The 12,041-nt window shown below is 67.7% G+C and carries 7 protein-coding genes and 3 pseudogenes; 5 read left to right on the top strand and 5 right to left on the bottom strand.

All coding sequences use genetic code 11. The features are described 5' to 3' along the window. Nucleotides 1-72 precede the first annotated feature (72 nt). Nucleotides 73-1,169, bottom strand: a pseudogene (locus tag HRV97_RS16505) (IS701 family transposase); the annotation flags it as partial. Nucleotides 1,170-1,219: 50 nt separating this feature from the next. On the opposite strand from HRV97_RS16505, the pseudogene HRV97_RS17550 reads away from it, so the two are divergent. Beyond that, nucleotides 1,220-1,447: pseudogene (locus HRV97_RS17550) on the top strand (IS110 family transposase); the annotation flags it as partial. Between the two features lie 145 nt (nucleotides 1,448-1,592). On the opposite strand, the gene HRV97_RS17555 reads toward HRV97_RS17550, so the two are convergent. The 3 genes from HRV97_RS17555 to HRV97_RS16515 form a co-directional block, all read right to left on the bottom strand. Further along, a complete protein-coding gene (locus HRV97_RS17555) occupies nucleotides 1,593-1,919 on the bottom strand; it encodes a hypothetical protein (RefSeq protein ID WP_246248826.1) in 327 nt (108 codons plus the stop codon). 33 nt (nucleotides 1,920-1,952) lie between these two features. Beyond that, on the bottom strand, nucleotides 1,953-2,723 hold the full coding sequence (locus tag HRV97_RS16510; RefSeq protein ID WP_246248827.1) for an ISNCY family transposase: 771 nt from the start codon (nucleotides 2,721-2,723) through the stop codon (nucleotides 1,953-1,955). A 186-nt stretch (nucleotides 2,724-2,909) separates the two neighbouring features. After that, entirely contained in the window at nucleotides 2,910-3,287 is a 378-nt protein-coding gene (locus HRV97_RS16515; RefSeq protein ID WP_174195229.1) for a winged helix-turn-helix transcriptional regulator, read from the bottom strand. Nucleotides 3,288-3,377: 90 nt separating this feature from the next. Between HRV97_RS16515 and HRV97_RS16520 the strand changes: the two are divergent. Both HRV97_RS16520 and HRV97_RS16525 read left to right on the top strand, forming a co-directional pair. Further along, nucleotides 3,378-4,100, top strand: a pseudogene (locus HRV97_RS16520) (SDR family NAD(P)-dependent oxidoreductase). 55 nt (nucleotides 4,101-4,155) lie between these two features. Next, nucleotides 4,156-5,460 (top strand): MFS transporter, encoded by a 1,305-nt coding sequence (locus HRV97_RS16525; RefSeq protein WP_174195230.1) that lies wholly within the window; start codon nucleotides 4,156-4,158, stop codon nucleotides 5,458-5,460. Here the strand turns inward: HRV97_RS16525 and HRV97_RS16530 are convergent. After that, nucleotides 5,421-7,712, bottom strand: coding sequence for a glycoside hydrolase family 3 N-terminal domain-containing protein (locus HRV97_RS16530; protein ID WP_174195231.1), 2,292 nt, complete (start codon nucleotides 7,710-7,712; stop codon nucleotides 5,421-5,423). The two genes, HRV97_RS16525 and HRV97_RS16530, sit on opposite strands and share 40 nt — an antisense overlap. A gap of 144 nt (nucleotides 7,713-7,856) precedes the next feature. Between HRV97_RS16530 and HRV97_RS16535 the strand changes: the two genes are divergently transcribed. Together HRV97_RS16535 and HRV97_RS16540 are read left to right on the top strand one after the other, a co-directional pair. Then, entirely contained in the window at nucleotides 7,857-8,918 is a 1,062-nt protein-coding gene (locus HRV97_RS16535; RefSeq protein WP_174195232.1) for a LacI family DNA-binding transcriptional regulator, read from the top strand. Beyond that, nucleotides 8,915-12,013 (top strand): TonB-dependent receptor, encoded by a 3,099-nt coding sequence (locus HRV97_RS16540; protein WP_246248828.1) that lies wholly within the window; start codon nucleotides 8,915-8,917, stop codon nucleotides 12,011-12,013. Before HRV97_RS16535 ends, HRV97_RS16540 begins: the two co-directional genes overlap by 4 nt. Nucleotides 12,014-12,041 lie beyond the last annotated feature (28 nt).

The raw sequence follows: 12,041 nt of genomic DNA on the forward strand, positions 1-12,041 counted from the left end.
TGCGGCAACGCTCAGGCCTTTGTTGACCATTTGTTCCGACTGCCGCTGTCCATATGACAAACCTTGAGGTGCCCCCTGCCAGGAGCGGGTTTCGTTGTGGTCGAGGCCGAGTTCGTTCTTGGCGGTCTCGAAGCTGTCCTCAATGGCCCAGCGATGCCCTTCCACGCCGACGAGTGTTTCGATCGTCGTACCGGCCGGACACCAGGTGGTGAAGAAGGCGAGGTCGCCATCGGCAATGTGGCGGCGGATCAGCAGCCCTCTGGTCCATGTGCCGGACGCGCCCTCGGCGTATTCGTCGGCCTCAAGGTCGGCGAGCTCGAAGTAGGCCCAGTCGTGAAAGCGCTTGCCTTTGGTACCCTTGCCCGACGACAGGCGCCGCCACGCGGCGGGATCGAGATCCTCCGCGATCCGGGCAGCCGTGCCCGCGACGACCGGCTTGTCGCCCCACGAGCCGAAGCGATGGTCGCCCTTCACGCCCAGCACATAGCCCTTGCCTGCACGGCGCAACACCTGCTCGATATCGCCGACGCCGTAGACCGCGTCCGCCGCAACCCAGGCAAAGGGCATGTCGGCCGCGATCGCGCGTTCGATCATCTTCACTGCCAGCGCCGGCTTGGTTGCGAAGGCCGTGCCCTGCGGAACATGCGCGGCCGCGAGCCGTGCCGGATCAGCGGTCCAGCTCTTCGGCAGATAGAGCGCCCGGTCGACGAAGGCATGGCCTTTGGCAGAAACATAGGCGGCGAACACGCCAATCTGGCAGTTGGTCACCTTGCCCGCCGACCCGGTGTACTGGCGCCCCACGCCACACGACGCCTTGCCCTGTTTGAGGAAGCCGGTCTCGTCGATGACCAGCACCGCATCATCAGCGCCTAGGTGCTCCAGCGCATAGTCGCGCACGACGTCGCGCAGGGCGTCCGCATCCCACCGCCCGCGGCCCAGGATCGCCTGCTGCCGCCATGGTCCCGCATCGCCCGCCGCCTCGGCGCGCATCCAGCTCGTCTTGCGGCGCTCGTCGCCCAGCAGCCCATCGAGAAAGCTGTCCGCCGATGCCGCAACGCGCTCCTGGCTGAACAAGGGCCGCATCCGCGACTTCACCTCGCGCAGCGATGATGCCCACAGCTCCAGCGTCGCCTCGATCGATGCTCCCGTCACCACGACCTCCTCGTCATGGTGACCCATTGATTCAGAAGATGATCAGGAACGCAACTGTAATGCTAGGTTGGGAGGAATTGGGCGAAGGGCGAACCACTACCTTCGTCGACAGATGGTGCACGGCGCCCGCGCTGTTGCCAGTCACCAGCGACACCGGGCTGGTGGGCGAGGAGACTGGATTCGCGCCCTTGAGGCGAGGCGAGGGTTCAACAAGACCATCGTTGCCGTCGCCAACAAGATGGCACGTGCGGCTTGGGCGATGCTGGTACGCGAGGAGGAATATCGCGCTGCCTAACGGCAGCGCTCGGGATCGGCGCTGAGCGCTGATATGATGCGAGGATGATGATGAAGGCTCGGCACGGACCGTCGCTCTTCAGCCTGAACTATAACATGGCTCCTGAAGCCGTTAGCCTTATTAGGCGAAGAGAAGCGGATCCTCATCATGGCCAGGGCAAACGCCCGCGAACAGGCCGCATAGATTTACGCATCCACTGCCGATGCCTGAAGATCAGCCTTGCAGCGGGAGGCGTCCATAGATTGTTGTAGTGCAGCGTCAGCGCCGCGGTCACCGTGCGCTGCTCGCGCCAGACCATTTCCGCCTCGATGTTCTCGTGCGGGGCGAGCGGGCGGTGCAGATCGCGCGGGTCGAACGGCGTCCTGGCGAACTGCCGGTTGTGCCGGGCCATGTAGGCGGGGAGAAAGGCGTTGGCCTGCGCGATGGTGGAAACACCCTCCAACCGCATCGCCTTGACCAGCCGGTCCTGCAACGTGCCGTTCGCCCGCTCGACGCGCCCCTTGGCCTACGGCGAGTTGGCGCAGATGATCTCTATGTTGAGCGCGTTCAGCGCCCGCCCGAGATGCGTCATACCGTCGCCGTTCGCCGAGGCGGTGTTGTTGCGAAACGCGCTGTGCTTGTCGGAATAGAGCGCAACCGGCTTGCCGTGACGCTCGATATACGTCCGGGTCGCCCGCATGTAGGCGAAGGTGCTCTCGCTCTCGACCATTTCCAGGTGCATCAGTTCGCTGGTCGCGTCGTCGATATAGACCAGCAGCGTGCATTGCGGGCCCCGGTCCTCGAACCACCAGTGTTTGGACCCGTCGACCTGGATCAGCTCGCCGCGGCAGTCCCGCCGGTAACGCGGCTGGTGCGGGCGAGGGCGACGCGCTGCGCGGTCCTTCCACAGCCCCGCTGCCATCATCATCTGCCGCAGCGTCTCGCACGACACCCGGATGCCGTGCCGCTCGGCCAGATACTCACGTGCCAGCGTGGGCCCGAACCCGCTATACTGCTCGCGCACGAGGCAGACGACTTGATCGCGAAAGGCGTCGGCGTAGCGCCAGTTGCTCGGACGCCCACGCTTGCGCGAGATCAGCCCGGCTGCGCCGTCCTGCCGAAGTCGCTCCAGCAACCGGTAGATCTGTCGACGCTCAAGGCTCAGCAGCGCCATCGCGTCTGCGACCCGGATCTCGCCGCGGTCGAGCCGCATCAGCGTGTCGAACCGGCTCACCTCGGCAGTACTCATCGTCAGCACCGTCATCGCTTGCACATCCTCGCTGCCGAGGATGGCCATGACACCGGCGACCCGCTGGCACTCGCTGTGCCATTTCTATCTAGCGAAGGGGTGTCATTTCTATTTAGCGCCTACACGCATTCCGGGCGATAATAAATCTAATGTAAAGTTAAACTTAGGCGGGATGGGAGGGTGTGCTCGTGCGCTGGTCCAGAACGCAATATCGCTCCCGGCCGATCGGGTGCACTAGGCGACGTGGCGCTTGGGATCGGACACGAACGCCGCTTCCTGCTTCAGCGCCCAGGAGCAAAGCGCCTCGAACGGCTCACGCCGCGAATGGCCGAGCGGCGTGATCGTGTAGCGGACGCCGATCGGGGTGGTCTGGATCACCGTGCGCGTGACCAGCCCGTGCCGCTCCAGTCGCTTCAACGCGTCGGCGAGCGACTTGTGGGTGATCCCGTCCAGCCGCCGCTTGATTTCGTTGAAGCGCGCTGGCTCGGGACAGAGCACCGTCAGGATCATGATCGTCCATTTGTCCGCGATCTTGTCCAGCACCGGCCGGATGCGGGGCACGTCCATCAGCGCCTGACAGGACAGCGCGTGGAGGTCGGTATCGTCGGCCATATCTAGGCTAGTCCAGGTGCGTTCTTGTTAGCAGATATGCTTCGTATATCTGGTTCGCCGTCGCGAGTGAAAGGACGAATGATGGCAAGGATGACGGGCAAGGTCGCGTTGGTGGTGGGCGGCGCGAAGGGGATTGGCTTCGCGATCGCCGACCGGCTGTCGCAGGAAGGCGCGACGGTGTTGCTGACCGGACGCCGCGCAGGCGACGTCGCCGCAGCGGCGGAGCGGATCGGACCCTCGGCGTAGGGGATCAAGGCGGACGCGGCCTCCGCGGCCGATCTGGCGCGCGTCGTGGCCGAGGCCAGGCGTCTGCATGGCCGGATCGACCTGCTGGTCCTGAACGCCGGCTTGTCCGAGCCGGCGACGATCGCGGAGGAAACGGCGGAGCATTTCGACCGCCACTTCGACGTCAACGTGCGCGGCGCGCTGTTCGCGGTTCAGGCGGCGGTACCGGCGATGGGCAGCGGCGCGTCGATCGTCCTCATCGGCTCGATCGCCGATGTGATGGGGGTGACGCCCTATAGCACCTATGCGGCGACGAAGGCGGCGCTGCGGTCCTATGCTCGCAGCTGGGCGGCCGAGCTCGCGCCGCAGGGCATCCGCGTCAACGTGGTGTCGCCGGGGCCGACCGACACCGACATGATGGCCGGGGTGCCCGAGGAGATGCGGCAGGCGCTGATTGCCCCCATTCCCTTGGGCCGGATGGCACGCGTCGACGAGGTGGCCGCAGCTGCCGCCTTTCTCCTCAGCGACGAGGCCAGCTTCGTGACCGGCGCCGAGCTGTGCGTCGACGGCGGGATGCGACAGGTCTGAGGTCGGGTCAGCACATGCCCTTGGCATCGCCGCGTCGGTGATCGATGAAGCGGCGGTGACGAGCGCACAGCATCCCCGACGATCAACGCTGGCGCTGTTCGGCTCGGGCGATTTCGCGTTCAATCTCTACTGGCAGGCGATCAATCTCTACCTGCTGTTCTTCTACATCGACGCGCTGCAACTCCCCCCGGCGGTCGCTGGCACCGTGTTCATGGTCGGCACCGTATGGGACGGCGCGGCGGATTTCTGCGCAGGCGCGGTCGCGGAGCGGACGGCGGTCGCGTACCGCCGGCTGGTCGGCCTCGGCGCGGTGCCACTGGGACTGGCGTTCGTCGCAATGTTCGCGGTGCCAGCGGGACACGCGCTCGTCGCGCTGGCGGCGCAGATCGTGTTCCGCACGCTCTACGCCTTTACCAACATCCCCTATGCTGCCTGGACGACACGGGTGGCGGCGACGAGCGCGGCACGCGCGACGATCGCGGGATGGCGGATGGGGTTCGGCGCGGTCGCGGGGGCGCTGGTCGCGTTCGCGCTGCCGGTGCTGGTCGCCTGGGCAGGCAGATACGCCGCGGCTGCGGCGGTACTGGCGCTTGCGGGTACGCCGCTGCTGCTCGTAATCGCGTGGCGGGTGCCCGAGACACGCACGAAAGTGGGTGCCCCCACCCCGCCCGCGACGCTCCACGCGCTCGCGCTGCTGGTACGCAACCGGTTCTTCGTCGCGCTGAACGTCGCGGCTGCGCTGGGTGGGGCCGCGGCCGCGCTGATGGGGCAGTCGGTGCTCTATTTCTTCCGTTACGTGCTCGACGACGCTGCTGGCGGCCCGCGCGCGCTGACCGCAATGGCGCTGGTCAGCGTCGTCGCGGTGCCGGCGTGGACGTGGGCGGCGCGGCATCGCGGGGCACGGGCAGCGTGGCTGGCCGCGGGCACGCTCGCGCTCATGCCGTCCGTCGTGCTGGCGCTGGCGGCACCGGGCAGCATCGCCACCGCAGGCTTCCTGCTGGCGATGCAGGCGGCGTTCGCGGGGGTGTGGCTGGCGGCGTGGACGTTGTTGCCCGACGCGGTTGACTGGGGGGCCGCGAAGAGCGGCGAGCGGGTCGAGGCGCTGGCGTTCGGCACCTTCGCGCTGGCGCAGAAGGTCGCGCTGGCGCTCGCCGGCTTCGCGATCGGCGCGGTGTACCAGTACGCGGGTTTCCGCAGCGGGGCGCCGCAGGGACCGGACGCGATCGCCGCGATCCGCTGGCTGATGCTCGCCGGTCCCGCGCTGCTGGTCGCGGCGATGCTGGTGGCGGTGGCCGCCATCCCGCACCGCCGTGATGCGGATCAGGCGAGCACGAACTCGCCCGACACGCCGTCCGCCTGAGCCGAGGGCGCGATCCACACGCGGAAGCGTCCCGGCTCGACCGTGGGCTTCAGGTCCTGCCCGACGAACAGCAAATCGGCGCGGCGCAGCGTGAAGCTGACCTGCTTCGCCTCGCCGGGTGCGAGCGAGATGCGCTGGAACGCCTTCAGCAGCCGAACCGGCTGGGTGATGCTGGCGGTCACGTCGTGGACGTAGAGCTGCACCACTTCTTCCGCCGCGCGCGTCCCTGAATTGCGGATCGTCGCGCGCGCGACGAGCGGTGTGTCCGCGCTCATCCGCGCCGTACCCAGATCGAGCGCGGCATAGTCGATCGTGCCGTAGGTCAGCCCGTGGCCGAATGCGAACCGCGCCTGGTTGGGAAACTCGCGGTAGTGCGCTTTGTACTCGGTGAGGGGGCCCGGTGGATTGGGCCGACCGGTGCTCTTGTGGTCGTAATGGTACGGCTCCTGCCCCGTCGCGTAGGGGAAGGACACCGGCAGCCTCGCCGAGGGGCTGACGCGCCCGAACAGCACGTCGGCGATCGCGGGGCCGTCGCGCGAGCCGAGGAACCAGGTGACGAGGATCGCCGAAGCGCCCAGCACCGGTTCGGTCAGCGCCAGCGCGCGGCCGGTGCGCAGCAGCACGACGACCGGCTTGCCCGTCGCCGCGACCGCCTGGGCGAGTGCGATCTGCGCTGCCGGCACCACCACGTCGACGCGCGACTGCGCCTCGCCCGACATGCGCTGGCTCTCACCGATCGCGAGCACGACCACGTCCGCCGCGCGCGCCGCGGCGACCGCGGCGTCGATCCCGCCGGGCAGCGTATCGTCGACGCCGCTGCCCGCAGTCACGCTAACCGATGCGGCGTCGCGCACCACCGCGCGCACGCCCGCCTCAAGATCGACCGCCTCCGCGTCGGTGCCGTAGACGTTCCACGGCCCGATTAGATCGTGCTGCCCGGATGCGAACGGGCCGATCAACGCGATCCGCTTGCCCGTCGATGGCAGCGGCAGCACGCCATCGTTCTTGAGCATCACGATCGAGCGCGCGCCCGCTTCCTGCGCCAGCGCGAGCGTCGTGGGCGTGCGGACGCGGGCCTTCTCGCGTTTCGGATCGATGCGGCGGAAGGGATCGTCGAACAACCCGAGCTGTACCTTCAGCGCCAACACGCGGCGCACCGCCTGATCGAGCCGCGCCATCGGCACTTCGCCCGCGGCGACGAGGCCCGGCAGATGCTTGATGTAGAAGGCGCTCTGCATGCTCATGTCGACGCCCGCCATGAAGGCGAGCTTGGTCGCCTCGCGCGCGTCCGCGGCGAAACCGTGCGCGATCAGCTCCTCGTCGCCGGTGTAGTCGGACACGACGAGCCCGTCGAAGCCCCATTCGCGGCGCAAAACCTCAGTCAACAGCCACTCGTTGGCGGTCGCGGGGACGCCGGCGATCTCGTTGAACGAGGCCATCGTGGTTGGTGCGCCCGCAGCAAACGCGCTCTCGAACGGCGGGAAATAGACCTCGCGCAATGTCCGTTCGGACACGTCGACGCTGTTGTAATCGAGGCCCCCCTCGCCAGCACCATAGGCGGCGAAATGCTTGGCGCAGGCGGCGACCGCGTCGGGCGCGGCGAGTCCGCGCTCGCCCTGGAACCCGCGCACGCGCGCGGCCGCCATGATGCGACCGAGCAGCACGTCCTCGCCCGCACCCTCGACGCCCCGGCCCCAGCGCGCGTCACGGGCGACATCGACCATCGGTGCGAAGGTCCAGTCGATCCCCGACGCCGCGGCTTCCATGCCCGCCGCGCGCGCGGTGCGACGCGCGAGTTCGGGATCGAAGCTGGCAGCCTCGGCGAGCGGGACGGGAAAGACGGTGCGAAGCCCGTGGATCACGTCGGCCGCGAAGATCAGCGGGATCTTGATCCGCGCCTCGCGCATCGCGACCATCTGCATCCGCTTGGCCATCACCGCGCCGTTGCCGTTGAATACGCCGCCCAGGCGACCGGCGCGCACCTCTGCCAATTGCCCCTCGAAGCTCGACGCCGCGCCCGCGGGGTTGAGCGCGGTCGCCGCCCCCCCGGCCCAGGCCGCGGCCATCAGCGTCACCTGCCCCGCCTTTTCCTCCACCGTCATCTGCGCGATCAGCGCCTCAACCGCGGGCGGCAACGTCGCCGCCTTCGTGGCCACTTGTGCCAGCAGCGCGCGTGCCGGGCTCGCCGCCCAAGCCGCTGCCATGCCCGCCCCCATCAGCACCGCGCGCCTCGGCATCGTCGCCTTCGTCATCCGTTCTTCCTCACCCCAGAGCCCCGCGTCATCGTCGCGCACCCAGCTTTAAACAAGGTTGTTGAACCATCCGTGTGATCGATGTAACCGGTTACAGCAAGAGGCGGATGCGCGGCCGGCGCGTCGCCTGCTTGTCGGGAGGGGATGAACGTGACGGGTGCGCCCGCGGGCAAGACTAGTGCTGCGGCCAATGCCACGATCCGCGACGTCGCGCGCGAAGCCGGCGTGTCGGTCGCGTCGGTGTCGCGCGCGCTGAACGGTTTGGTTACCGTCCGGCCCGAGATGCGCCGCCATGTCGAGGAGGTCGCCGCGCGGCTCGGCTACGTGCCGCACGCGGGCGCGCGCAACCTGAGCCTCGCGCGCTCGGGCGCGATCGGCGTGGTGCTGCCCGACCTGCACGGCGAATTCTATTCCGAGCTGCTGCGCGGCATGGACGGCGAGGCGCGCGTGCGCGGGCTCCACCTGATGCTGATGGTGATGCACGACGACCAGTCCCGCGGCGTCGCGGCGCTCCAGTCGATGCGTGGGCGCGTCGACGGGCTGGTGCTGATGGCGCCGCACCTGCCCGCCGATGAATTGCTGCGCCACCTGCCCGCCGGCATGCCGGTCGTACTGCTCAATTGCGCCGCTGACGCGCGCGCGTCGCTGAGGATCGACAACGCAGCCGGCGCGGAGGCGATGGTCGATCATCTGATCGCGAGCGGGCGCCGCGCGATCGTCCATGTCGCGGGGCCGGCTGGCAACGTCGACGCGCAGGAGCGCCTGCGCGGCGCGCGGGCCGCCTGCGTGCGCGCCGGCGTCAACTTGCGCGTGCTGCCCGGCGACTTTGACCAGGGATCGGGCACGCGCGCGGTCGCGACACTGCTGGCCGAGGGCGCCGTGTTCGACGCGATCTTCGCCGCCAACGACATGATGGCGATCGGCGCGATGATGGCACTGCGCGAGGCGGGTGTGGCAGTGCCCGACCGCGTCGCAATCGCGGGGTTCGATGACATTCCGCTCGCCGCGTTGATCTCGCCCGCGCTCACCACCTTGAGCATCGACATCGCCGATTTCGGGAGCAGCGCGGTCGCGCGGCTCGCTCAGGTCATCGCCGGCGACGACGACGGCGCGCCCGAGCGGCGCGCACCTGTCCTCGTCGCGCGCCAATCTACCCAGATAACCAACACGATCCCGGCAGACCGGGCACACAGGGAAGAAGCATGAACAAGACGATGTTCCGCGCCGCCTTCGCCGCGGCGACCGCGCTGGCTGGCGGCGCGGTAATGACGCCCACGACCGCGAGCGCGCAGGTGGGCCAAGCCTCTCTGCGCGGTACGATCACTGCGCCGGCCGACAATCCGGTGGTGGAGGTGAGCGCGGTCGAGGTTTCGACCGGTATCCGCCGCACCGTGCCGGCGGGGGCCGACGGCAGCTACAATTTCGCCTCGCTGCGCGCAGGCACCTACAAGCTAGAGATCCGGCAGAAGACCGGCGTGCGCCAGTCGGACGCGTTCACGCTGCGCGTCGGGCAGACCGCGGGGCTCGACCTCGACCTGACCACCGCGCCCACTGCGCCCGCCACCCCGGCCGAGCCGGAAGCGGGCGGCGCGACAGGCACCGAGCCCGCGGGCACGCCCTCGACGGGTGCGGAGACCGCGGGCGACGGCGACATCATCGTGACCGGCAGCCGCATCCGCTCGCTGTCGGGCGGACAGGTCGGCATCAACATCACGCCGCGGCTGATCGAGCAGCTGCCGCAGAACAACCGCAACTTCCTCGCCTTCGCCGACCTGGCACCCGGTGTCCGTTTCCTTGAGGATGCGAGCGGGAACTCGCACATTCAGGGCGGCGCGCAGGACAGCCGCACCGTCAACGTGTTCATCGACGGCGTCAGCCAGAAGGATTACGTGCTGAAAAGCGGCATCACCGGCCAGGACAGCTCGCAGGGCAACCCGTTCCCGCAGCTCGCGATCGGCGAGTATCAGGTGCTGTCGTCGAACTACAAGGCGGAGTTCGACCAGGTCAGCTCGGTCGCGATCACCGCGATCACCAAGTCGGGCACCAACGAATTCCACGGCGAGGGCTTCTTCGACTATACCGACCAGTCCTTGCGCGATCGCCGCCCGAGCGAGCTGTTCCCGATGCGCCTGCCCAAGGTGGAGACGACGCAGAAGCAGTTCGGTGCGGCGCTGGGCGGTCCGATCATCAAGGACGTGGCGCATTTCTTCGCCAGCTACGAGGGCAAGCGCCTCGACACGCCGTACGATGTGCGGCCTGAGAACGGCATTCCGACGAGCTTCCTGCCGAGCCAGTACCAGAGCAATTTCGGCACCTTCTCGAACTCGTTCAAGGAAGACCTGTATTTCGGCAAGATCGACATCGTGCCGACCGACCGCGACCTGATCGAGCTGTCGGGCAAGTACCGCGACGAGAGCGGGGTGCAGAACGGCACCGGCTTCCTCGCGCCCTCGGGATCGACGCTCAACAAGGTCGAGGACATTCGCGGGCTGCTGCGCTGGCAGCATACCGCCGATAACTGGATCAACGACGCGCGCGTGAGTTACGAGGACAGCAAGTGGAGCCCGCAGCCCGCGGTCGACGGCAATGCCTTCCTGCTCCAGCGCACGCAGGTGCAGGTCGATCCGGTGACGAGCGCGCGGACCTTCGTGCGCTCCAACCTGCTGCAATACGGCGCCGGCACCAATTTCCAGGACAAGGGGCAGAAGGGCTGGACCGTCCAGGACGACTTCACCTGGACCGGCTTCGAAGGCCACACGATCAAGGTCGGGTTCAAGACCAAGTTCGTGAAGCTGCGCTCGCTCCAGCAGAACCTCACCAACCCGCTCTACACCTACGACGTCAACGCCTACAGCCAGACCGGCTTCAACGATGCCAATCCGTACCGGCTGCAATTCGGTGCGGCGGGTCCGGCGGGCAATGGCCTGGTCACATCGAACAACTTCCAGCTCGGCCTCTACGCGCAGGACGACTGGGACGTGACCGATCGGCTCACGCTCAACCTCGGCCTGCGCTGGGACTACGAGCGGACGCCCGGCTACCTCGATTACGTGACGCCGTCCGAGATCGTGAACGCGGTGTCGCCGGCGAATTACGTCAATCTGGTCGGCGCCAATTACGCGATCAGCGACTACATCTCGACTGGACGCGAGCGGAAGGCGTTCACCGGCGCGTTCCAGCCGCGGCTGGGCTTCACCTATCGCGTCGACGAGGCGGGCCGTTTCTCGATGTTCGGTGGCTACGGTCGCTCGTACGACCGCAACCAGTTCGACTTCCTCCAGCAGGAACTCGCGCAGGGCGCGTATCAGACGCGGACGTTCAACTTCATCGGCAACGACCTGCAGAACCCGTGTGACAAGAATGCCAATCCGACCACCTGCATCCCGTGGAACCCGGCGTACCTGACCGCCGAAGGGCGCCAGAGCCTGCTCGGCACCGCCGTGGGCGGCGGACGCGAGCTGATCTTCATGAACAACGATCTGAAGCTGCCGTATGCGGACCAGTTCAGTCTGGGCCTGCGCGGGCGGTTCGCCGCATTGGAGCTTGAGGTCGGTTATACCCACATCAAGAGCCGCGACGGTTTCGCCTTCCTGCTTGGCAATCGTCGTCCCGACGGATCGTTCTTCTACAACGATCCCGCCGATCCCGGTGACGTGCCCGCCAATCCGTGGAGCTTCACGCCCAACGGCTACGGTAACATCATCCTCGGCACCAACGGGCTCAAGACCAATTCGGACGCGGCCTATTTCAAGCTGACCAAGCCCTATACCGCGGCCTCGCCGTGGAGCATCGACGCGACCTACACCTACACGCAGGCGGAGGAGAACCGGCAGTTCGGCGAAACCTACTCGCTCGATTTCCCGTCGCTCGACGATTATCCGCTGCTGCGTTCCTCGGGCGTGCCGCGGCACCGCTTCGTCACCGCGGGCAGCGTCGACCTGCCGATCGGCGTCACGCTGTCGGGCAAGTTCCAGATTGAATCGCCGGCATACCAAAAGGCGTTCCTCGACCAGTCGCAGCCGTTCCAGCGCTTGATCGTCGGCAGCACGACGCTGGGCAACGGCGACCGCTGGGGCCGACGCCAGCTCGACCTCGCGCTGACCAAGTACGTGCCGGTCGGCTTCGTCAACGATCAGGCGCGCGTGCGGCTGCGCGTCGATGTCATCAACGTCATGAACGACCGCAACTACGTCGATTTCGACAACAACCCGCTGAGCAGCACTTACCGCGAGCAGGTCGGTTACTCGATCGGCGGCAATCCGCCGCGCACGGTGAAGCTGTCAGCAGGCTTCTCCTTCTGACGCCGACGCGGGGCAGCGACGTGCTGCT

Source organism: Sphingomonas hominis, assembly GCF_013328205.1.
GTDB lineage: Bacteria > Pseudomonadota > Alphaproteobacteria > Sphingomonadales > Sphingomonadaceae > Sphingomonas > Sphingomonas hominis.